The sequence below is a fragment of the Pseudarthrobacter sp. NIBRBAC000502771 genome (assembly GCF_006517215.1).
Lineage (GTDB): Bacteria > Actinomycetota > Actinomycetes > Actinomycetales > Micrococcaceae > Arthrobacter > Arthrobacter niigatensis.
In genome coordinates, this window is the sequence record NZ_CP041187.1 from 3625249 (window position 1) to 3647155 (window position 21907).

At 61.8% G+C, this 21907-nt stretch carries 23 protein-coding genes and 1 tRNA gene; 10 read left to right on the forward strand and 14 right to left on the reverse strand.

All coding sequences use genetic code 11. The features are described 5' to 3' along the window. Positions 1-25: 25 nt before the first annotated feature. Positions 26-286, forward strand: coding sequence for a hypothetical protein (locus NIBR502771_RS16910; protein ID WP_109864160.1), 261 nt, complete (start codon positions 26-28; stop codon positions 284-286). 55 nt (positions 287-341) lie between these two features. After that, on the forward strand, positions 342-809 hold the full coding sequence (locus NIBR502771_RS16915; RefSeq protein ID WP_246839714.1) for a DUF2269 domain-containing protein: 468 nt from the start codon (positions 342-344) through the stop codon (positions 807-809). Between the two features lie 91 nt (positions 810-900). On the opposite strand, the gene NIBR502771_RS16920 is transcribed toward NIBR502771_RS16915, so the two are convergent. After that, complete coding sequence (locus NIBR502771_RS16920) at positions 901-1812, reverse strand: hypothetical protein (RefSeq protein ID WP_141160733.1); 912 nt, start codon at positions 1810-1812, stop codon at positions 901-903. A 258-nt stretch (positions 1813-2070) separates the two neighbouring features. Then, positions 2071-4113, reverse strand: a complete 2043-nt coding sequence (locus NIBR502771_RS16925; RefSeq protein WP_109864163.1) for an ATP-binding protein — start codon at positions 4111-4113, stop codon at positions 2071-2073. A 395-nt stretch (positions 4114-4508) separates the two neighbouring features. On the opposite strand from NIBR502771_RS16925, the gene istA reads away from it, so the two are divergent. From istA to NIBR502771_RS20760, 3 genes are all read left to right on the forward strand, one after another. Beyond that, entirely contained in the window at positions 4509-6041 is a 1533-nt protein-coding gene (istA, locus tag NIBR502771_RS16930; protein WP_246839715.1) for an IS21 family transposase, read from the forward strand. Beyond that, positions 6038-6826: an IS21-like element helper ATPase IstB gene (istB, locus tag NIBR502771_RS16935; protein ID WP_141157922.1), complete on the forward strand. Its 789-nt coding sequence runs from the start codon at positions 6038-6040 to the stop codon at positions 6824-6826. The genes istA and istB overlap by 4 nt, the downstream gene beginning before the upstream one ends. A 936-nt stretch (positions 6827-7762) precedes the next feature. Beyond that, positions 7763-8500, forward strand: a complete 738-nt coding sequence (locus NIBR502771_RS20760; RefSeq protein WP_165838086.1) for a hypothetical protein — start codon at positions 7763-7765, stop codon at positions 8498-8500. Between the two features lie 313 nt (positions 8501-8813). Here NIBR502771_RS20760 and NIBR502771_RS20765 read toward each other — a convergent pair whose 3' ends face one another. After that, a complete protein-coding gene (locus NIBR502771_RS20765; protein ID WP_168225760.1) occupies positions 8814-8984 on the reverse strand; it encodes a hypothetical protein in 171 nt (56 codons plus the stop codon). A gap of 10 nt (positions 8985-8994) precedes the next feature. Further along, positions 8995-9846, reverse strand: coding sequence for a hypothetical protein (locus NIBR502771_RS16945; RefSeq protein WP_109864164.1), 852 nt, complete (start codon positions 9844-9846; stop codon positions 8995-8997). 473 nt (positions 9847-10319) lie between these two features. On the opposite strand from NIBR502771_RS16945, the gene NIBR502771_RS20770 reads away from it, so the two are divergent. Beyond that, positions 10320-10496, forward strand: a complete 177-nt coding sequence (locus NIBR502771_RS20770) for a hypothetical protein (RefSeq protein WP_165838088.1) — start codon at positions 10320-10322, stop codon at positions 10494-10496. 822 nt (positions 10497-11318) lie between these two features. On the opposite strand, the gene NIBR502771_RS21050 is transcribed toward NIBR502771_RS20770, so the two are convergent. From NIBR502771_RS21050 to NIBR502771_RS16960, 3 genes are all read right to left on the reverse strand, one after another. After that, positions 11319-12173 (reverse strand): C40 family peptidase, encoded by an 855-nt coding sequence (locus NIBR502771_RS21050; RefSeq protein WP_133247112.1) that lies wholly within the window; start codon positions 12171-12173, stop codon positions 11319-11321. 266 nt (positions 12174-12439) lie between these two features. After that, positions 12440-12940: a hypothetical protein gene (locus NIBR502771_RS16955; RefSeq protein ID WP_133247113.1), complete on the reverse strand. Its 501-nt coding sequence runs from the start codon at positions 12938-12940 to the stop codon at positions 12440-12442. 234 nt (positions 12941-13174) lie between these two features. After that, on the reverse strand, positions 13175-14155 hold the full coding sequence (locus NIBR502771_RS16960) for a hypothetical protein (RefSeq protein ID WP_134164336.1): 981 nt from the start codon (positions 14153-14155) through the stop codon (positions 13175-13177). A gap of 102 nt (positions 14156-14257) precedes the next feature. Here NIBR502771_RS16960 and NIBR502771_RS16965 point away from each other — a divergent pair, with 102 nt between their 5' ends. Further along, positions 14258-14581, forward strand: coding sequence for a helix-turn-helix transcriptional regulator (locus NIBR502771_RS16965; RefSeq protein ID WP_109864167.1), 324 nt, complete (start codon positions 14258-14260; stop codon positions 14579-14581). A gap of 36 nt (positions 14582-14617) precedes the next feature. On the opposite strand, the gene NIBR502771_RS16970 is transcribed toward NIBR502771_RS16965, so the two are convergent. Continuing rightward, positions 14618-15115 (reverse strand): hypothetical protein, encoded by a 498-nt coding sequence (locus NIBR502771_RS16970; protein WP_109864168.1) that lies wholly within the window; start codon positions 15113-15115, stop codon positions 14618-14620. Positions 15116-15309: 194 nt separating this feature from the next. On the opposite strand from NIBR502771_RS16970, the gene NIBR502771_RS21300 reads away from it, so the two are divergent. Continuing rightward, entirely contained in the window at positions 15310-15633 is a 324-nt protein-coding gene (locus NIBR502771_RS21300; protein ID WP_109864169.1) for a helix-turn-helix domain-containing protein, read from the forward strand. A gap of 459 nt (positions 15634-16092) precedes the next feature. On the opposite strand, the gene NIBR502771_RS16980 is transcribed toward NIBR502771_RS21300, so the two are convergent. Together NIBR502771_RS16980 and NIBR502771_RS20775 are read right to left on the reverse strand one after the other, a co-directional pair. Continuing rightward, on the reverse strand, positions 16093-16869 hold the full coding sequence (locus NIBR502771_RS16980) for a hypothetical protein (protein ID WP_134164338.1): 777 nt from the start codon (positions 16867-16869) through the stop codon (positions 16093-16095). Positions 16870-17215: 346 nt separating this feature from the next. Next, on the reverse strand, positions 17216-17383 hold the full coding sequence (locus NIBR502771_RS20775; protein WP_165838089.1) for a hypothetical protein: 168 nt from the start codon (positions 17381-17383) through the stop codon (positions 17216-17218). A 337-nt stretch (positions 17384-17720) separates the two neighbouring features. Here NIBR502771_RS20775 and NIBR502771_RS16985 point away from each other — a divergent pair, with 337 nt between their 5' ends. Then, positions 17721-18386: a hypothetical protein gene (locus NIBR502771_RS16985; protein WP_134164339.1), complete on the forward strand. Its 666-nt coding sequence runs from the start codon at positions 17721-17723 to the stop codon at positions 18384-18386. A 121-nt stretch (positions 18387-18507) separates the two neighbouring features. On the opposite strand, the gene NIBR502771_RS16990 is transcribed toward NIBR502771_RS16985, so the two are convergent. The 4 genes from NIBR502771_RS16990 to NIBR502771_RS17005 form a co-directional block, all read right to left on the reverse strand. After that, a complete protein-coding gene (locus NIBR502771_RS16990; protein ID WP_240617859.1) occupies positions 18508-19179 on the reverse strand; it encodes an HNH endonuclease family protein in 672 nt (223 codons plus the stop codon). 183 nt (positions 19180-19362) lie between these two features. Then, positions 19363-19635 (reverse strand): hypothetical protein, encoded by a 273-nt coding sequence (locus NIBR502771_RS16995; RefSeq protein ID WP_133247110.1) that lies wholly within the window; start codon positions 19633-19635, stop codon positions 19363-19365. A 105-nt stretch (positions 19636-19740) separates the two neighbouring features. Continuing rightward, on the reverse strand, positions 19741-20874 hold the full coding sequence (locus NIBR502771_RS17000; RefSeq protein ID WP_109864059.1) for a site-specific integrase: 1134 nt from the start codon (positions 20872-20874) through the stop codon (positions 19741-19743). Positions 20875-20961: 87 nt separating this feature from the next. Further along, a tRNA-Leu gene (locus NIBR502771_RS17005) sits at positions 20962-21043 on the reverse strand. A 201-nt stretch (positions 21044-21244) separates the two neighbouring features. Here NIBR502771_RS17005 and NIBR502771_RS17010 point away from each other — a divergent pair. Further along, positions 21245-21850 (forward strand): ANTAR domain-containing response regulator, encoded by a 606-nt coding sequence (locus NIBR502771_RS17010; protein WP_009358190.1) that lies wholly within the window; start codon positions 21245-21247, stop codon positions 21848-21850. Positions 21851-21907: the final 57 nt, after the last annotated feature.

The following is a 21907-nucleotide window of genomic DNA, read 5'->3' on the forward strand; positions in this document are numbered from 1 at the left end:
CTAACGACTGCACGGGAGAAACGACATGACAAACGAGCGAAACCGCCCAGAAATGGGCACAGAACGCGACAGAGAGACTCTGACCGGTCCGCCCCGCTGGGTCAAAGTCTCCGCGATCGTTGCGGGCATCCTGATCCTTGTCGTCATTGCCGTCATGCTGCTCACCGGGGGTCAGCACGGCCCCGCCAGACACGGATTCGGCATTGCCGCACCCGTCTCACCCCCCGCTGCTGTGCAAAGCCAGCCTGACCCGCCCGCGTTCCGCCATGACGGCGGCCAGATGTGAGCCTCCGATGCTCCTGACATCCGCGACCCGGAAATTTGTGCTGACCCTGCATGTCATGTCCTCAGTAGGCTGGACCGGAGCTGTCGCTGTTTTCGTCGTCCTCGACATTGCGGCCCTGCCCGGGCCGGACCCTCAGCTGGGACGCGTCCTCTGGCTGGCCCTGCAGGCGTCCGTTTGGTCCCTGCTCGTTCCGCTGGCCTTCGCCTCCCTGCTGACCGGCCTCATTCTCGCGCTCGGAACGGTGTGGGGTCTGTTCCGGCATTACTGGGTGCTCTTCAAGCTCGTCCTCACGCTCATCGCGACCGTCGTGCTGGTGCTGTACACCCAGACGATCAGCACAGTAGCGGGCACGGCGGCAAACCAGGCGATGTCCGGCTTGGGCTTTCCCTCTACCCTGCTGCACACCGGCGGTGGCCTCCTGGTGTTGCTTCTGACAACCGCCCTGGCCATCTACAAGCCTCGGGGCATGACACGGTACGGCCAGCGAAAACGACTGGAGCAGCGCAAGCAGGCCGTGCCGTAACAACTGCGGCATCGTCGTGGAAAGCGGCCACGTGAGCGTTGTGGAAGCTAGGATCCGATCCAGCAGCGACGATGGGGATCAGAATGCGGATTCAGGCATCGTCTGGGTTATCGAGTTGCTTACGCAGCCGCTGGACCTCGGCCTCGGCCGCGGCAAGTCGGGCCGCAATCTTCTTCCGGTCGATGTTTGGCGACGGGGCCGGTGCCGGACTCGTCTTCGAGACTAGCCAGCCGATCCGCTGGTAGCCAGTGATCCGCCGGACGTGCGTACACGTGAAGCAGTCTCTCTCTGGTTCGGGGCGCGGCCAGCGCAGGTCGATCATCTTCCGGATGTGGTCTCGCTCGGGGCCCTCGTGTGGCCAACCAGTGTGCCCTTCCGCGGCCCAGCTTTCCTCGAAGTCGCGGCGGATCTCCTCTATGCGCTCCTCGGACACCAGCCTGGGCCCGTTCTCAGGCTTCCAGTCCACGTCGGTGCAGACCTGCGCGTAGTGCCCGCAGGCGAGCTTGACCCGCCAAAACGCCGACGAGTGCGGCTCGGGTTTCCGAATCTTCGCCCAGTCTTCAGCATCCATCCAGTCGTACTCCGGTTCCTCGGGATCAGCCGGGAACTCCGTGACCTTCCGATCAACCCACTCGACGATGTCGCGATATGGCTTCTGGGTACGCCCGTGGTCGGTCGTGCACCAGTACTCTCCTGAGGGAAGCCTGCATCGGGTGATGAGGTCGAGGTAGCTGCGATCGTCCGGATACTTGTCCTCTCCGTGCGTGTAGACCTCGCGTGTACATCCGCACTCCAACTGGACGCGCCAGCGAAACATGTCCTTGGGTTCTGGGACGAAGAGAGGCCAGAACACCGGCTGGTACCGCTGCCGTAGCTCGGCCACAGCCTTCTCGAACTCCCGGAGCGCCTCCTTCTGGGGCCGCGCCCGCCCAGGTACTCGCTTCAGCAGTTTTCCGGTTTCACGTGTCTGGTCGTCGACCGGGGCAGTCTCGCCGACGCTCATTATTCAATGCTCGTCCACAGCGTCACCCAAGTCTAGGAACAGGCCGGACATCATCCCGAAAACGTAGCTTTGAACAAAAGCCAGGTCCTGCGCAGTTCCAGCTGATGGTTTCTCGTTCGGCTAACAGGTTGGCACCATATCCCCCATGCCTCTCCACGATGCGCACGTGGGGAATTTTCTTCTGCCTTGCACCGGGAGCACCTCGGCGACAATGGCCAAATCAGTTGCGCGGACTGGGACGATACGAAAACGTGCGCGCTAGCTAGAGGGCAAGCCCAGCTTGTCGAAGAATGCCCTGTTCCGTTCAGTGGCCGCGTTGACGAGCCGGTCAAAGTTCATGACCTCGATGTAAGCCTTATACGGTTCGTTGAAGCCGAAATAACCGAGGCCGTCGTGGGTCGGGCGCAGGCCCGCATACTTGCACCGGTCGATCATCGTCGGCGTAAGATCTGCGACGACGTAGCAGAACGCGGGCAGCTCCGGTGTCTCAGGGATCGGGCGTCCGGATGCTGTCTTAACCCCGCCGGCGCGTACACGTTTGACGTAGTCCAGGCACTGCTGGATCGGGTCTTTGTCCTCCGAAGCGTCGTTGCGCATCGGCCGCTTGATTTCAATCACGACAATCGACGGCAGCGGGAGCTTCTCCCCCTCTGCCGCAAGTACCGGAGTGTCAACAAGCCGAGTCGCGATCACATCCGGTTCCTTCATGGAATCGGACCCGGTGATCGGCATGCTCTTGAGCGTTTTGTCAGAGGCGAGGTAGTCGTGAAACGCAAGCCGCTCATCGATAATCCACAGGTTTGAGGCGTCGGTCCCGATCTCGTTCGAGGTGGTCCGCATAGGGATAAGCAGCGAGTGGATAACGTCCTCTCTCCTGTATTTGCCCTGTTCGTCGGACCTGATCAGGCGGGCGAGGATGTCGAGGATCGTACGCCGTCGAAACACGTACGCGGCCAAGTCTGACTGGTTGATCTCAGTAACCGTGTCAAGGTAGTGGGTGAGGCGTTCCTCGTAGTTCTCCATAGGCACGGAGCCAACTTCAGCGAACACAACCTGGCCCTCGGCGATGGCGTCGGCTTCGAGTTTCTGCAGGTTTCTGTGGAGAAGAAGCTCCAGGTCCTGATCCTTTATGGATGGGTCGACTGTAACGCCCAGTGACTCAAGTCGAGTCAGAACTGGCCTGTACCGCGGCGCACGATTGCTCACGAAGTCGTTGACCCGGGCCGCGCCCTCTTTACGGGCTGCGGTGAGCGGAGCGGCGAGGATTTTCTCCACTTCTTGCAGCACCCCAGCGCGGATATCGTCCAGCGAAATATCGTCCACCAGAGGCGTGCCCGCGACCCGTTCACTGATGTCGAAGGCAGTTCGATCCGAGCGAACATGAGCATCAAGGTAATCGGAGGACAGATAGCAAACGTACGTGAACTCGGCGGATGTCTCGTCCTTGAGCCTGCCGTAGAGCCCGGGTACCTTGCTTGTGATGTTCTCCTCCAGGACCACGCGGCTCGCGGCACACCAATAGAGCTTCGGCGCAGGGTTCCGTGTGGACGACTTGAGGCACAGATTGACCATGTCGAACTTCTCGCCCTTGACGTCGATCGTGGTCGTCGGCATCTCGGAGTACACGAAGTCGTCCATCAACTCCTTGAGCGACACGGCCTCATCGTCTTCGACGATCGTGACCTCCGGCGCACCGCCCGGCCGGAGGAAGTACCAGATGCAGTGCTCGAACACTTCCCGGGCGATGGCGTCGACGGTCTTCGGCGCGTTTCGCTGAAACGCATCCTTGAATCCGTCCAAGAGCACTACCGTGCCGGTGTCCTCGAATCCATCCGGGTCCTCGACATGCTCTACCTCCCGCTCGATGGAGAATCTGAACTGACGTCCACGGAGCATCCCTGCTGCACCGTCTTCGTAGGCGCTGCGGATCGAGACCCTGTCGAATGCCTTGAGCCAGAGCAGACGTCCGACGCCACGGCAACCGATCCCAGCCTTGTAGTCGCTGTCCAAGGTTTCGAATGAGGCCATGTTCTCCGGGGTGAAGCCGACACCGTTGTCCTCGATGCTGAAGCCGACGATCGGATTCAGCGCACGGCCGGGACCGGCTGAGCCGAAGCCCAGATCGTCCTGCGGGCTGCGCCGGACCTTGACCGTCAGACGCCCCCGCTCGATTGCGTCGCCGAAGCGCGCGTCAAGGGCCTGGACGCCGTTGACGACAGCCTCCAGGAGAGGCAGGAGCGCATGGCTCTTCGGCAGGCTCGTATTCCGGACGCGCCCCGCCAGAGATGTAGTCAGCGCCATGCGGCTCCTCCTTGCTCAGATGTGGCTACTCTATCCGTCAGCTCGGACATTCCTTGGCATGACGCAATCCCGGAGCTGTGGACCTACCGCAGATTGGGAGGGGAGGTGAGGAACACGGCTGCTCGTTCGTCCTGCAGGAGTGTAGGGGCTTCTACGCCCAGCGCAATTTTCATTCGCTGTCTGATCTCCGGCGACCTGTGTAAGCGGCCATGAAAAACTGCCCATAGGCGGCCACGTAATTGCCCACTGACGGCCAGTAGAACTGCCCAGCGGTGGCCATGAGATCTGCCCACTTCCTTACTGAACCTGCCGCGTCTTAAGCGGCAGGGGCCTCTCCCCGGGATTTGATGACGGTGTCTAGTCGCACCAAATGTCGTCCCAGGAAGAGGCCCTGTATGAAGCATGACGGAGAAATCATGGAAATTCTTGCTGCCTACGATCTGACCGGATCGTTGCGCGCCACCGCGGAGCTCACAGGCTGCTCGCACCACACTGTTGCCAGACACGTCGCAGCCCGTGACGCCGGCCGGCCAATCGCAGAACCAGCGCCCCGGCCCAGGGTCACGGACGCCTACCTGCCCAAGATCGAGGAATGGATCGAGGCGTCCAAGGGCCGGATTCGCGCCGACAAGGCCCACGAGAAGCTCCTCGCCCTGGGCTATGAAGGGTCGGAGCGGTCCACCCGCCGCGCGATCGCTCAGGTCAAAGCCGCCTGGCGGCTCGGACACACCCGCGTCCACCGGCCGTGGATCACCGAGCCCGGGATGTGGCTGCAGTACGACTTCGGCGACGGGCCACGAATCGGCGGCGTGAACACCATCCTGTTCGTTGCGTGGCTGGCGTTCTCCCGCTTCCGGATCGTGATACCGCTCAGGGACCGCACCGCGCCGAGCGTGTTCGCAGCCCTCGACCGGTGCTTCCGGATCCTGGGCGGAGCACCGACGTATGTTCTGACCGATAACGAGAAGACCGTCACCACCGCCCACGTCGCAGGGGTCCCGGTGCGGAACCAGCAGACCCTGGACTTCGCCCGCCACTACGGGGTCACCGTGCTGACCTGCCAACCCGCAGACCCCGCCACCAAAGGCGGAGTCGAAGCGTCGGTGAAACTGGCCAAAGCCGACCTCGTGCCCACAGACACTAACCTGAGGCCCAGCTACGCCTCCTTCGCCGAGCTCGAGGCCGCCTGCCAGGTCTTCATGGACGAGGTCAACAACCGGGAACATCGGGCGACCCGCCGCAAACCCGCAGTAGTTTTGGCGGAGGAAGCGCCCCGGCTGCACCGGGTCCCGGAGACCGCGCATACGGTCGCGTTCGGGCTGGCCCGTATAGTCCCGGAGAACACCCCGATGGTCTCCTTCGAGAACGCCCAATACTCCGTGCCGTCTCATCTGCTCGGCGCGAGGGTGTTCGTCCGCTCCCACGGCACCGGGCCTGATGAACAGGTCATCATCGTCCACCACGGCCCGACCGGCCCGGTCGAAGTCGCCCGCCATGGCCGGGCAAGGCCCGGCAGCCCCGCGATCATCGATGAGCACTTCCCCGAAACCAGGACCAGGATCCCGGGCGACTACGCCGTGAAAGCACGCACCGCCGGAGAAGCCGAGTTCCTTGCCATCGGCGCAGGCGCCAAGACCTGGCTCGTGGAAGCCGCCGCGGCAGGAACAGGCCGGATCAACGTGAAAATGGCCGAGGCCGTGACCCTGGCCAAAATCGCCGGGACCGAGTCCGTGGACCGTGCCCTGGGTGATGCTGCGCTCCATGGCCGCTTCGCCCACGGCGACCTGCCGTCCATCCTGAACGCGAACATCCGCCGCACCACCACCCACATTGCGGACGAAACCAGGTCCCTCACCCAAGGCACCAGCGCCTGGGCAGGCCTCGGCGCCGGTCCGTCCAGCACCCCAGCGAAGGAGCAGAGCCGATGACCCCAGTCACAACCACGAACACCACCGCCCCGGCCCTGCCAGCCGAGCTGGAAGCGCTAATGCGGCAACTGAAGATGCCCCACGCCCGGGCACTGGCCCCGGAGCTGATCGCTACCGCACGAGCCCAGCGCTGGGAACCGACCGAGATCATCAAGGCCCTGTTCACCGAGGAAGCCGCAGGACGGGCGCGGTCGATGCTCGCCACCCGGCGCAAAGCGGCCGGCTTCCCGACCGGAAAGACCTTCGACGTCTGGGACCCGGCCGTCTCCTCGATTCCGGCGCCGACCCAGCAGGCCCTGCGCACCCTGGAATGGATCACCCGCAGGGAGAACCTGGTCGTCTGTGGGCCCTCCGGCACCGGGAAAACGTTCTTCCTCGAAGCCCTCGGCCAGCAAGCCGTCGAAGCCGGGATGCGCGTTGCCTGGTTCAGACTCGAGGACCTCGGCGCGCTCATCCGCGCGCATCGCACCGACGACAGCGTCACCAAGGCCGTCGCCAGAATCCTCCGCGCCGAACTCGTCGTGATCGATGACATCGGCCTGCTGCCCGTGGCGACCGACGCCGCCGAAGGACTCTACAGAGTCGTGGACGCCGCCTACGAAAAACGCTCCGTCGCGATCTCCTCGAACCTGCACCCAGCCGGCTTCGACGAACTCATGCCCAAAACCCTGGCCACAGCCACAGTTGATCGGCTCCTACATCACGCCCACGTCTGCCAAACCAGCGGCGATTCCATCCGACTCACCCAAGCCCTCGCGGGAAAAGGAGTCACCCAACTGAAATAACAGACCCACGATGGCCAACCCCACCGACAACCCTCAGTGGGCAGATCTGTTGGCCATCACCGGGCAGTTTTACTGGCCACCAGCGGGCCGATTAACTGGCCGCCCGTGGGCAGAAACAAATGGCCATTGACAGACCTGACTTGGGGGAAATCTCCCCACCAGCACAGGTATTGGGCGCTAAGTCACATGCTTCACGGTCGAAAGCAGAGCGGTAAGCGCTATCACCAGGTCGATGCCCCAAGCGCACGGCCGGAAGAACCGCAGAAACAGTGCCCATCAACACCCTCCCCCAAGGCTTTAGGGCAGGCTGGGCAACGGCTGATCCGGCCCCTGTCCCTGCGGGCACGGATCTGCTAGGAGACAGCAGCCGGGGGTGGACGGATAATGAGCGGCAATGGAACCAAAAGCTGATGTTTCACGTAGCCCCAGCCCAAGGGAAGAGTGGGCCTACAGGCTGCGTGACGATGCGCCGTCCGAGCGGGTGCACATCGTGGCGGTGCACCAGGAGGGTCGAAGATTCCGGGTCGACATCCGTCACTTGCACGGCCATCCACCGGGCAGGGAAGAGAACGTCCCTCGTTCCCGGCTCAAGTGCCGTGGGAAGACGTAGTCCCGTACAACGCCTCCATGGATGGCTGGAGGCGGCTCAAGGCCGAGTCCATCGACGACCATGAGGCGTCGGCCCTGTGGGCGGCCCTTGAGTTGGTTGTACCTTTGAGGTCGCCGAGCTGTCTGTCGCCTCAAGCGACGATTCGTTGACGGTCCACGATCACATCGCCTTCGAAACGCTAACCGGGCAGACCGTGGCCGCCGCGCATCTGAAGATACGGAGCCTTCTTGGCGGCGAGTCCTGCCTGCTTCATCTACGCGTGACACCGCTGTTCTTGTCGGACCTCCTAGTTAGCGTTAAGCCTGACGACACTATTAGGGGGACACATGTTTGACCGAGACACCGAGTACCCAACAGCCGTAGCGAGCTACGATGACGAGGGCATCAGCGCGGCGATCGACTGGTGCGTCGAACAGATGCAGACGGATGACACGCTCTCTGTCTGGACGGCACTACAGTCGAACCTCGGCAACTGCGACGCCTTGGAGCGCCTCGTGCAGCGACACAGCAACGTGTCGCATATCACCGGTCGTGGTGGCGGGACGCCACAAGGTACCGGTACCGTGCTGATGGCTTGGCCGGACATGGACGACATCGGGAAGCTGGTGCGCTACGGCCACGGGATCCGCGCCATCTGCGTCATCACTTGGAACGCCGACCGAATCCGCTCGTGGGTCACGGCGATGAAACCGGACATTCTTGGCGACGGCTCGGACTGGAAGCCTCCCTCCGCCGAACTCGACCCGATCGTCATGGAGGCTCTGAGAAGCCTGACGCTTACGGTGAACCACAACAACACGATATCGGCCGGCTTTGAGAAGGATCAGGTGGTCGGCGTACTCCTGGCGCTGCGCGACGCCAGAATCCCGATGGACGCCGACGCCATGCAGGGCTGGGCCCTTGCTCAAGGGTGGGCCGGCAAGAATCCGGAGCGGCTGGCGCAGTACGTCCGGGACATCAACGGCGGGAAGCGCCCGCGAGCCCGGCACGTGCTCCGTACGGACTATATCGACTACCTGCGGCAGAAGCTGGCATCGGGTGACGATCCTGACGCTGAGGATTAGGAATCGCAGTCGGGTAATTGACTACCCATCTTCTGGCTCCTCTGCGAGTCCGAAGTGCGCGGCGATGTCGCTGAGTCGTCATCCCAGCTTTGAGGTCGCACGTCGTGCATGACGAGCGCCGGGCAGGAGCTCGGAAAGGGCTCTGTCTACCCGAAGAGCACTGCTCCGCATGGTGAGAAATGCCCGTAATTACAGGGAACACATCACATAATTACTTAAGGACATACCCCCGGAGGACCGCGCACTTAAGTGTGCATGCGCTCTGGAATGCGGTTATGTCCCTAAACAGGCATTCGGGCGAGGGAGTCCGGGATCAGATCTCGTCGAACGGCAGCTGGACGACCGCATCGCCCGGGTCTTCGGTGGCCGAGGGCGGAGCTGCGCTCGGGTGGTCCTGGTACAGCGCGTCGGAGGTGATCTGTTCGTAGGCGTCCGAGATGCCTGCGCCCCTGGTCCCGAGGAGCTGCTCCCAGTCGAATCCCATGCACACGATTTTATCGGCCGTTATCGAACTCGCGAAGGATCGCCTCGACACGCGCGGTCAGTTCGTCGGCGCGCTTGAGGACCTGCTCTTCCTCCTCGCGCGACATCTGCCGCCGGAGGCTGGCCTGCATCGCAGCCGCAGCAGGCCCCGGCCCAGGTGCGGGCTCCGGACCGTCGAGCAGCAGGGCAGCGGCACTGATGACAGCCGACAGCGAGGACGGGTGCATGGAGTGGTAGGGGTCGATCCACCCCCAGCGATCGACGGCGGGCAGCATGCCGACGCAGAGGTGCCAGTCCGGATTGGGGTCTGGCCGCAGGTGCCGGTGCGCAGGTCCTTCTTCGTCGCGGCGGTGCCCCAGGGCCCGGACGGAACCGTGCGACCATCCGTAGTTGGTGCCGAGCACATCGAGCCACGACCAGGTGACGCACGCCGGACAGGCATCCGGTTCCGGGGTGACGCCGATCTGCCCGCGCACCCGGTTCATTGCGTCCGGCGGCAGTCTCAGCGCACCTGACCTGTCCAGCCCGAGGCCTCCGTGGGAGGGCGGTGCCAGCAGAACCGCAGCGAAGAGCATCCGGCGCAGCCGCAGCCGGAAGACCCAGTGGGTGTCCGGGTGCTGGATGATCGCCGTCGCGCGCTGGATCAGCCGCTGAAGGGAATTGGGGTCGTCCCGGCGCCGGCGCGGCCAGGCCGGGGCAGTCTGGGGTTCGGGGGCGAGCAGCCGGCGCAGTGATGCGAGCACAGCTTTTGGCGGATCCGCCTGCCGCGAGAACAGCGTGAGCGTCGGCTCGTCGAGCCGAAAATCGGGTACACCTGCGACGGTGCACCAGTCGGTCCAGAGTTCAGGGAGTGCCGTCGTCATTCTCCTGATTGTCCCATTGGGGCCCGGTTCGGCAAGAGCGTCGCGTCACGCGAAGGTACGGACGTTCGGATGGGGCTTGAAGAACCGGGAAAAAGGCGGCTGGCATCCAGGGCGGGTCATGGTGAGCGGCGAATCGATCAGAGTCTGATCAGGTCTTAGATTTCTCTTCGCACTACCTCCCCGTGATCTTATCCGGGACGGTGCGGCGGTTGTTTTTCCCTCACCGCGTCACGCGAGGGCGGTCTTCCTCCATGCCCCGATAAGCGCACTTATCAGGGACCCAACGGCAAATGTCACTACACCGACTTGCTCCGAGCCAGATCGTGGGAAGGACAGTTCCCGCAAGCGGCCCGACGGGCCGCCCTATCCGCGGGTGGCAGATCAAGCCACTAGCACGCGAGAGGGACATGCGTGGATGATCCGAAGCGTGAACGCCTCAGCGCGTAGCAGTGACCACATTTAGAATTGATCCCATGGAGCGCAAAGGTAAAAAGGGGCAGGCTTCTTCCGAGGCCGCCGCTAAAGCCATCGCGTTGCGGCCGATCCCGCCGGAGGCCATTCGCTCCGGGGCCACTGTCGCGGCCGCCATCGCGATCCGTCGCGAGCAAGAGCGTCTGACGGCACTCGGGGGCAATCCAGACCGGCGCTGACGCGAGCTTGCGATTGGACCAGAAGTCATCCCTAAGCAGTCGGGAATTCGGCGTCCGCCGGCAACCCTGTACTGCACCTTGAACGGCCAGGGGCGCTACGCTCGGAATCCTCCGACCGCCACACGCCGGCGGGTTCCTGCGGTGGAGTAGACTCGGACCATCATGATCAGCCCGTTGCCGTCAGGCAGGCCTGATTTTCTTTGCCACTGCAGGCTCCGCTTCTCTGCGAAGGCTGCTCTCAGTTCGTCGACTGATTCGGGATGCGGTGGTGCAGCCGAACGAATTCGACGGGCACCTATTTGTCGCGGCGCCCGTGCCGTCGTAGGGCTCCGATATCAAGGCGGCGCGGGCCTCGGTTGCCTGCTTGGGCCGGCCTCGGTCTTCCAGCCCACCTCGTCCACGATCGCTCCCAAGTCTGAGCTCGAGACAGTCCATGGCGATATCAAAGGCCAATTCCATGTCGGTAACCCGCGAACCGGCTACGCACCGTCTTCCTTAGCCCCACGGGCAAAGTCGGCGAGTGACAGCGCCATCTGCGCCTTTGTGAGCAGCAGGTGTCCCCCTGCCATCCTTGATCAAGGTACTGGTCTCATGAGTAGGCGATCTCCGTCACCACGTCACCTCTCCATGCTCCTCTATATAGGCATGGTAGATCGGTTGGGATCTCGCAGTGGTCGGTGTCCCGGAAGCGGGTCTCATCGACCACACTCCGAAAGTTTTGGGGGCCAGAGGCGGGCACCCACCTCGTAACCTGCAGTCACACCGCTCAGTGAGGGGAGGTGGGTCTGACGCCAGATGCCCCACCAATCGCGACAGGAGCAGTCAGCGCGGAAGCAGATCAAAATAGGCGGTGCCAGAATTCCAGCTGATTGGGTGCAGTAATGTACCCACGGCAGGGTTCAAGGCACTCCACATCATGCCGTTGCCGGCGTAGATGCCAACGTGCCCCCAGTTGTTCGGTCCCTGCGGATTCTGAACCACCAAATCCCCCGGCTTCGGGGTGTCCGTTTGTACCCCAACACGCCACTGCTCTACCCGGGGCAGTTCGATACCGGCCTGACGGTAGATCCATTGCACGTAACCTGAACAGTCCCATGCCTTAAATGCAGTACCGCCCCACACATACCGTCCGCCTAGACCTTCCTGCGTGAACCGTAGGATGTCCTGGCGGAGCTGACTTAGATTTTGCCAAGGGGCCCCAGACCGCTCTACGGGCGGTGACGATGAGCAAAGAGCCGGCGATGTGTCTGTTTCCAAGGCCGCAACGACGGCTGTCGCTGCCCGTTCCCAACGCGCATAGAGCTCGGGGAAAGCAGATACCTGGACCGCCTGGGCAGCCAGGCCTTTGTCCATTGCCTGCCACCCCGGTATGTCGAGCAGCCCTCGAGGACTTCCTCGGTTTGGTCCCAGTGGGCCGCCATAGAAGGCGCGGGCGTTGTAGAAAGCGTTCATTAGCTGCTCGACACTCCCCCAGCCCGCCCCGGGACGCTGTTGGGCCGATCCTATCGAGTCATGGTCACTGCCGACGCCGTCATTCGGAAAGCCCAGGGAAGCCGGCACGCTGGGGTTTGCGAGTACGCGCAATCCCGACTCCTGCATTGCCATCATGATGGCAATGATCTGTCCCGACCGGGGTACGCCGAGCTGTTTGCCGACCCCGACGTACGCGCGCGCCACGCTTTCCTGTCGCGAGTTCAGCTCGTATAGGACCTGGCTGCCATCGCGGACCTCCAGGCCACCGCCAGTCCCCGTACCCGTGCTGATAGATGCGGCATCAGCCGGAACACAAGCGACAGTTGGCTCCCTTCTCAGACCAGCAAGTAGAGCCACACCCGCGACGAACGCCATCAGGCCGAGAAGCACAAGGACAGTCGAAGCGGCAGCGACACCCTTGAGGAGTGCCCGCCTTTTAACCAGACCGGCCACGGCCATAGGACCGAGCATCAGTAGACGATCCGGTCTGCGGTCGCATAGAAGGCCACCATGACGCAGCGGTCAGCCGGAGCTGTAATCGCAGGCGGGCAGTTCAGCATCACCGTTATAGGTGCGGAATAAGCGTTTTGGTCCCTGCTCGTCTCATCGACCACTTGCACGATCACAGTGCAGACATGAAGGCCTACCCAGGGAGGTGGGAATTCCTGAACTTTGGCCAACTCAAGATCGCAGCGAACAGATTGCGCTGTGCCGGTCCGGCGCGCCGACTCCCGTCCAAGGCTCGCGAAGGAAGTGGCAGTCACACCAGTGGCCTCGAACTCTTTGACTAACACCGATAAGGGGTTGGATCCATCGGGAAGCAACTCCCACCACGAGCGCACCCGTGCATACACATCCGAATACGACGACGAGCGGCTGTCCCAGGTGTAGATTCCCCTTGCTGCCTCTAAAGCGAGCGCACGGAAGTCGCGCGTTGGCGAAAGATCAACAGGCGAGGCCAGTGCGGCCACATTGGTTTCGCCAGGGAGAGCAGAGGGCGCGCCCGTTGCTGCGGGCGTCCCGGAAGGTACTGACGCTGGAGGCATGCTTGGTGTCGGGCTTGGGACCGGCGCCGCAGCGGACCTACCGACCGGCCGGAACAGGATGACAAGGCCGCCTATCAGCAACACAACGAAGAGTCCGGCAACGAACGAGCGCTGACGGCCCACCGGAAGGAGTGCACGCAGTCCCCGGCCAACCATGACTTATGCAGTCTGCCTGTTGGCCTCGTGCTGGAGCACGCGCCAAGCTGTCCGGTACAACTGCCGCGCGAAACCGATATTCACGGCGACATACCGCTCAGTGACACCAAGCTCCGTCGCCAGCGCCGCCATCTGCACAGACCTAGGCAGGCCGCGCAACCCTGGACGGACTATGGTCTCCGCGACTCTTCTCAGAACAGCCGTGGGAAGGCAATCCGCAGCGCACCGGCAAAGACCTTCCATGCTGACCCCCGGCTCGGGGTGGCAGTTCAAAGCAGCATTGATAGTCATGGCGGTCTGCCGCACGACGGTAACGGCATGCCAGCGCCTCCTGTCCCTTGGCGAGGGCGGCCCGTAATGCCTTGGCCCGACTAAGCTTGAGACAGCCAATTGCCAGGTATCCTCCCTCACGTTTTTTTGCACCAGGCCAAGCATGGCCTGAGCCCAGGCGTGATCGACATACTTCTCCGTGCTGTCCCAACCCAACCCGGCGCTGACGACAGCAAGCACTTCAGGTGAGGGTTCCGCCGTCGTGAAATCCATGAGCAGCGGCAAAGTCTGATGACTAAGTTCGCGCCGGACGTGTGCCGCGCAGATCTTGTTGCAGACACCTTGGACCCAGGCTTCGAACGGAATGCCGGGCAACTCCCGGTAGCGCCCCTTCGTCACGCCGTCCCATACGGCGACCCGGATATCCTGCATGAGGTCGTCCACATCGCACATGCGCCCAATCCGCGTAAGACGGGAAACCACGTAACCCTGAACACTGTTGACCGCGCTCATGATGCGGTCGATCGGGATATTGCACTCCCCTGCCGCAGGAGGGTTTAGCAATGAGACGTCGACAGTGATGGTCTTAACTGGTTCCCGGATGGGTTTATTTGCTTTGGCGTCGAGTTCCACGACTTCACCGCTTTTGTTCAGATCGAGTAGTAAGCAGAGTCGCGGGTAGAGCAACTCGCGGATGTGGATGCGCAGATCCACCAACGACCAGTAGAAGCTATAGAAGTTATTGTCGAAGATACTTAAAGTATCGTCAAGGGTGCCGTTCTTACTTTTTGGTCAACCTTCGGGAAGAATGTGGCTATGCCGCGGATTACCCAGCCACACGACGCCGCCTGGTCGGCTGACGTTGAGGCTGCCGTCGCCACTTTTGGCAACCGGTCGCGGAACGAGATTCTCCGATTCCTCACGGCGAATGGACCGGCGACGCGAGGCGACATTGTCGCAGCCGTCAGCGCCGGCGAACCGAGCGTAGCTAAGCACCTCACCGCCCTGGAGGACGCAGGCGTGGTGATAGTCGACGTCGAACCTGGGCGCCGGCACGGGCGCTCGCCCCGGTACTCTGCCAACGCAGCCCGAATAAAGGAACTGCTCGACGCGCACCTAGGCTACCTGCTCGAGAAGTAGTGGCAACGTTTGCGACGGCGGTAGCGCCTGTTCGATCTATTCCGCTGCTTCACCCGCGTCTGACGATGAACCCGCCGCTGCTTGCTCACCTTCCGGCCGCCGGCTGATGTCCCTGTTCAAATACTCTGTGATGACACGAAGCGTTTCCGGGGACACATCACCAAGAGTCCTGGCCGCAAACGTCTTCACACGAGCTGCGCGCAGGGACTTCACAAACTCAAGCTGTGAATCAATGCGCTCGGGCAGGTCAGCGGCCTCGCCTCCCTGCAGATACCCAGGGTCGACATTGAAGATTTCACACAGAGCTCCCAGCAACGCCGGGTCACTGACGAGTCTCCCCGTGCCGTCCTTCATGTAGAACCAGCGGGCTCTGGAAAGCTTGATTCCCCTGCTCTGCAGCTTCTGCTGAACCTCACGGAACGTGACCGGCTGACCTCGCTCGGCAACCACAACATCAAGCAGAAGGTTCAGGCGTCGCGCCAACTCTGCCTGTGGAGACGAGCCAGCACTGAATGCCTCTTGGTCAGAAGACAAGACCCGCCTCCCTTCTGGTGCGATGGTTCACGCCGACCCTGGTGCCAGTATTCCTCTGCGGAACGCCGCCTGCAATAAGGCTTGCGGGTTGCTTCCATCCCCTTACGGATGAGCGTATCGTTCTCCTGTAGACCCGTCTACAGGTCGTTCAGCTCAGTCATTCGGCGGGGGTCTCCGTGGCAGAGGACATCTTGATGAACCGGACGCGAAGCCGACTCCTTCGGTTCCTAATCGTGCATGGTCCAGCGTCTTGCGGGCATGCCTCTCGTGCCCTGGGACTTTCGCAGTCGACCGTCCGTCGACAGATCACGCTGCTGAGCGACGCCGGTCTAATCACCCCGCTAGCAGGAACCTTCGGCGCCCAAGTGGACCTAATTGAGAAGCATCTTCAGGAGCTATCCGCCGGGTTCCAATGTCCTGTTACCGACCTCAGGAACCCAGACCATGAGGACGCGCACTCGTCCGAATCGCCGTTCCACTCCTGCGAATGCCCAGGAACGTCGGAGGAAACCAGCTGAACAAGGTCGGATCGATTTTTTGAGGATTGCTCTGAAACTTCAAAAATGGAGTCGTCTGTTTCCGGCGCCATAGAGGATGAGAGTGGAGTCGCAAGCTCGCCGGCACGTGCCACCCGACGGTCGAGCGATCATTAGGATGCTCGACCCGCGGCTCGGGCGCCTACTTTGCCACTTAGTACATGCAAGCCCACCGGGCCATTGACGCATCCAAGGACCAGGCAGACAGGACCATGCTTTCAGCGCCGTTACACAGACAGAAATGAATGGCAGGATCTACCAACTGCCTGAAGTACGAAGGCAGGTACAGCTATTGGCGGAGACTTCAGAGGTAGTGCAACCATGACGTGTACCAAGCGGTTCTTGTTTAGTCTAGGAAGTTCACGCGTCCCTGGCGCGTCACATAGGGACTTGAACCGCCAGGCCCCACTTATCGCGGCGAGGCATCCCGGGCATTCCCGGTTATTGCCGCCGCACCTTGATGTCGGGGTGGTTCTCCTCGACCCAGTCGGCCATCCGGTTGCCCCGCAACGCTATGAACTTCAGCGAGGCTTCCCGAACCCTGATGTACTCGTCTTTTGTGACCGGGACGCCGGAGCGCGTGAAGACCTTATCCTCGTCATCCTCCTCGAGGAAGAAGGCGATCTTCCCCTCCGGCGTCACGAGATCCTGGAAATGGAAGAACTCCACGAACTTCTCGAACGTGCCGAAGAGTTCGAAGAAGTCCCAATAGTTAGTGATGACGTCGGCGAGGGGGCTGTCTGGTTCCTTGGCGTAGTGGCGCCGGATGCACTCCAGCGTCAGGTCCATCCGGTCCGCAATCTTTGCTCGCATTCCCCTGGCGGTGTTGAGGGTGGGCAGGTGTATTCCCCTGACGGGCCAGATCATGGCGCTGCCGATCGTGTACGGCGGGTCGAAATAGCGGCGCTTCTGCTCCTCATTCAACTGGGCCTTAGCCTCGACCAAGGCCTTGGGCTTCACCCACCTGGTGTAGGAGTTCGTGATGGCGTCACTGCCGAACGTGATCGATTTGTCGGGCGTCTGCTCGAACATCAGGTAGTTTTTCCGACGCACCTTGGGAATTTCCGAGACCGCCAGTTCGAACAGCTGGCCCCCGCATAGCTCCTTCGTCCAGAGCAGCTGATGGTCAGCCTTGAGCCGCGGACTATTGGAGTCCGCGTCCGTTCCCGGAGGCGTGGTGTCGAGAAGGTAGTCGAAGGCGATGTCGAAGACGCGCATGGAAGGAAGTCTAGGTGGCCGCCTATTGCGAACCGCGGAACCTGCGGCTGAAACAAGCTTGTCTCCCGCGGGCGGTCGCGGATGTCCCTCTGAGGGTAGACGAATTGTTAATTTACTGGCGGAAAGCACGGGCTTCCGATTGTTAAGGTCCGCCCAGAAACCCCGCAAACATAAGGACTGATTGTAAATTTTCGGGCCGAGTGGACTGTTATTATGAGTGTCGTTAAGGTATAGGCGTGGTCTTTAACGCGTCGCTGACAAAAGCTCGGCGCCGACGGACACAACCGGAGAGGTCTGCAGGATCTTGCCTTGTCCCTGCTCCGGTTCGACTCGCGCGTTGGCGGAGTCAGCTCATGTACAGTCGCGAGACCGCCCCTTGCACACGGCGTGCCGCACTGTCCCTTACCTGGGCGATGCTATTCCTGAGGCGACTGAACTGCTCGGCAACCACGGCATCGGTCTGGGCGATCGATTCTTCGTTCCGGAATTCCCACAAGACGCGCTCTCCGCTCATGGGCGGATTCTGGTCTCACACTTCGCGGAAGGGTTCGCAACTCTTTACCGGGCGACTACTCCAGAATCCATTACGTGAACGAGTTGATCGATGTGCTACGCGGCGCCCTCGGCGACACAGATGTGCAAGCGCTTGTGCACGCGGCGACGGCGGGGGGATTCCTTGTGGCAGCCCACACCACTGATACCCGTGATAAACCCAAACGCTACGCTACGAAGCCGAATTTGAAGGCCGCGCACCGGCGGTCACGCCGTGCTCCTAACGGTCACCGCACGCCGGCTGCGGCGACATCCGGCTATGCCGAAGGTGTCGGATATTCTGACCGTAAAAAGGCGAGGTGGGGCAAATTGACGAACAGCAGGCAATAGCGGCCGTAGCGAAGGCATTGAAGAGTATTCCCGAAAAGAATTTCAGCGCGTGGCCGGGCGGGTGGCCTGACCAAATCGGTTTGTCTCTCGTCGATGCCGTGTTCTCCATCCGAGCCGTCTATAAGACGAAGCACCCGGCCAAAGGCGTCCTCGGCAGGGCGAAGTTATTCCGAGACGCCTACCCCGACGCCGCAAACGACCTTGAGTGCTTGCGCAACCTAGGCGAGAAGCGAATAAGGGAGGTCATGGGGAACGGTAAAACCGTCGGACGCTTCAAGAGCGAGTGCATCATCCAAGCGGCCGACAACTTTCTTTCTCTCACTCCCCCAGTTCGCAGCGCGACGCACCTCCATGCACTCGACCCGGACCACAGAAGTGCCTACACGGAGGTAAAGGGCCTCGGCGACGTGACATACGAGTACCTCACCATGCTGCTTGGCCAGCCCGGGATCAAGGCAGACCGAATGATCCGTGGCTTTGTCGATGCCGCACTCAAAGAACAACATCTGGCGCCTGTGAAGGCGGAAACTGCTAGGCGAATTGTCGCCGCCGTGCATGCCGCGGAGCGCCCCGATGTTGAGCTTCAGAAGTTCGACCACGCGATCTGGAAATCACCACATCGGCTTGCCTGTTAGCGCAATGCCAGCTCGACTCGTCCGATTACAGAGTTGCTTAGAACCGCCAAGAGGTCAAAGGTCGTCAGCATTGGAATGGCCTCGGCTCAGCACAGCGATCGGCTAAGGGCCCCCGACAGGATTAAAGGCAGTTCTTCAGGACGCCGACAATGACGTCATGCTCGGGTTGGGTGACCCAAAGCGCGTACTTGGCCTTGACGTCAGTTTGCCGCTCGACATATTCACACCGAAAAGCTTTGTTCGGGGGAAGCCATGTTGCGGCGTCTTTGTCGCCTTTGGCGCTGTTAGTAGGGCCGTCGGCGGCCATGAGGTTCAGTGGGTCGTTCGCGAGCTCTTTGCGCTGATCTGCGCTCAGCTGCTGGGCACCTTTCTGCCACGCGTCGCTAAGCGGGACAATGTGGTCAATTTGGATGTCGGAGCTGGCGTCCTGCCCGCGGACGAAGTTGATCGTGGTGCCCGTGTACTTGTCGGCCAGTGTGCCTGTCGCGACGACGCAGTTGTTGGTACCGGGTTTGAACGTCTCCTCGGTCAGGTCGCGGGCGAGGATGTCATTACGTGTGTCGCAGCCGTTGTGGTCTGTGTCGGCCCAGGCGGGTCCGAACTCATCGCGGGTGTAACCAGTCTTTGGGGCTCGGCCCTTGACCGGGATGGTCTCAAGCTGGACGAGGGCTTGTCCTGCCTCTCGGGCAGCGCCACCGCCCGAAGACTGACCAGCAGAGGTACTTGGAGCGGTTCCGATGCCCTCTATGGCATGGGCGGCAGCGTCACAGCCGGCAAGCGGGCCGACCAGCAAGAGGGCGGCAGCGACTGTCAGGGCTGGGGCAATCGAGCGAATGATTTGAACGGCCCTTCCGTATTGAGGCGAGTTGCTTCACACTAACTTCGGCCACCTTGTGCAAGCGGTAAGAGGACATGTCGTGCCCGCCACACCGGAGCAAGTGTAAGGACTGAACCAGGAAGCCCCTGGCAGGCCGAATCAATTCACCGTGGCCAGGCGGGCCTTGGAACGGGTCCCTATCAGCCGCTGCTTGGTCAGGGGTTGCTCCGTTGATTGCTTGGACTCCGCGCCACCAGGAAGGATCTCGCTCAATCTCGCAATTTCCCGGATGTGCTCTGAGGTAAAGATGATCTTTCCCTTGCCCCAGCAGGCGTGAGGGAACTTTCCGCTGGTCGCGCCGTCACGCAGCCAAGACTCAGTGCAGCGCATCAACGCTGCTGCTTCGGCAGGCTCAAAAAATTCGATATCCACAGCGTCTCCCAGGAATAGGTGCACGTTTCCCAGTTCATGCACCCGGCAGGACTCGCCAACATGACCGAGATCCGTAGTCGCCGGCGCCGACTCCCTTAAGGCTCGCTACAGCCGCTGGAAAGCCGTCACGGACCGCTCAGTGGCGTCGGCACCCACCTGCAATGCCTCAGGCATCAAGTGCCCGTAAACCTGCTCCGTGGTCTTCGTGGAAGCGTGCCCGAGCCGGCGCGAGATAGTGAACAGGGGGACGCCGTCCTGGATCAGCCAGGACGCGTGCGTGTGGCGCAGGTCGTGGATTCGCGGGCTTTTGGTCAAGCCGATTGCCTGGGCCGTGCGAACGGCAGGCACCCAGTAGTCAGCCCAGTAGAGCTTGTGGACGATCCGGCCGCCCGTGGGCGTCGTGAACACCAGTTCCTTTCCTGGCCTGCTTGCCACGAGCGGGATCAACAGCTCCACCAACGCCGGGTTCAGCCCTATGGTCCTCTTGCCAGCTCCGGTCTTGGTCGCGCCAACATAGAACTGATTTTGACCATCCCGCTTCCAAGCCTTGTTGATCCGGGCAGTAGGTGGTTTGGAAAGCAGGTCTACATCCGCCACGGTCAAGGCTGTCGCTTCTCCAAAGCGCGTACCGGTCATGACCAAGAAGTCCGTGAAGGCCCTGTACCTCTCCCCCATCCCCTCCATGATGAGTCTGTACTCGGCATGAGTCAGGAACATGGCCTCATCTTCAGCCTTCTCAATGTTCGGCAACTGCACCCCGCGGCAGGGATTGCGGCCGATGTAGCCGAGCATCTCGGCGGTGTTCATCGCAGCCGATATCAGACCATGGATGTTGTGGATTGTCTTGGGTGCCTTGCCCTTAGCCATCATGGACTTCACCCAGTGCGCGATGACGCGGTAGTCGAGCTTGTCCACGGGAACATGACCGATGACTGGCCGGATGTGGAGGTCCAGCATGGTCTGGTACGTCTTGACCGTTCCGCTCGATGGGCGGACTAGCAGGTCGATGTGTTCCTGGATGACTTCCGCCACAGTGGGCGGACGTTTCTCATTCGTCAGGATGGCGTGCTGAGCGATCTCAAAGGACTGGCCGTTGGCGTCCAACAGCCGCTTAAGGGTTTCCGCCTCGGTAAGAGTGGCTACGGTAAGGCCTTGGGCGGTCTTGGACTTCTTGTCCCGCCAGCGAACCATGTAGGACTTCGAACCGTCCTTTTTGGTGCGAGTACTGATGCTGGCCACACACAAAACGGTACGCTCGTGTACACACTTCGGCGGATTTTGTACACGCACATTCCTTCAACAGGCCCTTGACCTGCGGAAACGCTGTGCCCGAGGTGGGACTCGAACCCACACACCTTTCGATACCGCATTTTGAGTGCGGCGCGTCTGCCAATTCCGCCACTCGGGCGCGGATTACATGAACCGAAAGTACGCCCACAGCTGACTGTGAGCAACGCGATCGCTTCACGTACGCGGAATTACTCTACATGCAGATAGGCTGAATTCCAGAATCGCGCCGCCGTCGCCGCAAACGAACCCTGCAAGCCAAGTACAGCCGCGGTGGCACCTAAGATAGTGATGTCCCGCCGTACCTTTTCAAGGAGATCCCGTGACTGAACAGACGGAGTCCAAGCCCACGTCCCAGCCGGCGCGCCGCGTCATTGTGGCAGAGGATGAAACCCTCATCCGCCTCGACATCATCGAGATCCTGCGCGGTGAAGGCTATGACGTCGTGGGCGAGGCGGACAACGGCGAGAAGGCCGTCCAGCTCGCCGAGGAACTGAAGCCGGACCTGGTCCTGATGGACGTGAAGATGCCCGTCATGGACGGCATTTCCGCGGCCGAGAAGATCGTCAAGGCCCGCATCGCCCCCGTGGTGCTGCTGACCGCCTTCAGCCAGAAGGAACTGGTGGAGCGTGCCCGCGACGCCGGCGCCATGGCTTACGTGGTCAAGCCCTTCACACCCGCTGACCTCATCCCGGCCCTCGAGATCGCACTCTCCCGCCACGAGGAAATCAAGGCCCTCGAAAGCGAAGTTTCCGACCTCCAGGAGCAGTTCGCCACCCGGAAGCTCGTCGAACGAGCCAAGAGCCTGCTGACCACCAAGATGGGCCTGACGGAACCGGAAGCGTTCCGCTGGATCCAGAAGACTTCCATGGACCGCCGCCTCAGCATGCGCGAGGTCGCCGAAACCATCATCAACCAGGTCAACTAGGCCCCGGCCGGGCCGGGATAGTACGACGACGGCCCGGCCCCAAGGCTCGAACGGTCA

What these genes read in the sequence shown, in the direction of transcription:
- NIBR502771_RS16980 (WP_134164338.1), bottom strand. Translation starts at nt 16,869, where the DNA reads ATGCGCGTCTTCGACATCGCCTTCGACTACCTTCTCGACACCACGCCT.
- NIBR502771_RS16965 (WP_109864167.1), top strand. Translation starts at nt 14,258, where the DNA reads ATGCCGCGGATTACCCAGCCACACGACGCCGCCTGGTCGGCTGACGTT.
- istB (WP_141157922.1), top strand. Translation starts at nt 6,038, where the DNA reads ATGACCCCAGTCACAACCACGAACACCACCGCCCCGGCCCTGCCAGCC.
- NIBR502771_RS20765 (WP_168225760.1), bottom strand. Translation starts at nt 8,984, where the DNA reads ATGGGATTCGACTGGGAGCAGCTCCTCGGGACCAGGGGCGCAGGCATC.
- NIBR502771_RS16920 (WP_141160733.1), bottom strand. Translation starts at nt 1,812, where the DNA reads ATGAGCGTCGGCGAGACTGCCCCGGTCGACGACCAGACACGTGAAACC.
- NIBR502771_RS16945 (WP_109864164.1), bottom strand. Translation starts at nt 9,846, where the DNA reads ATGACGACGGCACTCCCTGAACTCTGGACCGACTGGTGCACCGTCGCA.
- NIBR502771_RS20760 (WP_165838086.1), top strand. Translation starts at nt 7,763, where the DNA reads ATGTTTGACCGAGACACCGAGTACCCAACAGCCGTAGCGAGCTACGAT.
- istA (WP_246839715.1), top strand. Translation starts at nt 4,509, where the DNA reads ATGAAGCATGACGGAGAAATCATGGAAATTCTTGCTGCCTACGATCTG.
- NIBR502771_RS20775 (WP_165838089.1), bottom strand. Translation starts at nt 17,383, where the DNA reads ATGAGCGGAGAGCGCGTCTTGTGGGAATTCCGGAACGAAGAATCGATC.
- NIBR502771_RS16925 (WP_109864163.1), bottom strand. Translation starts at nt 4,113, where the DNA reads ATGGCGCTGACTACATCTCTGGCGGGGCGCGTCCGGAATACGAGCCTG.
- NIBR502771_RS20770 (WP_165838088.1), top strand. Translation starts at nt 10,320, where the DNA reads ATGGAGCGCAAAGGTAAAAAGGGGCAGGCTTCTTCCGAGGCCGCCGCT.
- NIBR502771_RS21300 (WP_109864169.1), top strand. Translation starts at nt 15,310, where the DNA reads ATGAACCGGACGCGAAGCCGACTCCTTCGGTTCCTAATCGTGCATGGT.
- NIBR502771_RS16910 (WP_109864160.1), top strand. Translation starts at nt 26, where the DNA reads ATGACAAACGAGCGAAACCGCCCAGAAATGGGCACAGAACGCGACAGA.
- NIBR502771_RS16915 (WP_246839714.1), top strand. Translation starts at nt 342, where the DNA reads ATGTCCTCAGTAGGCTGGACCGGAGCTGTCGCTGTTTTCGTCGTCCTC.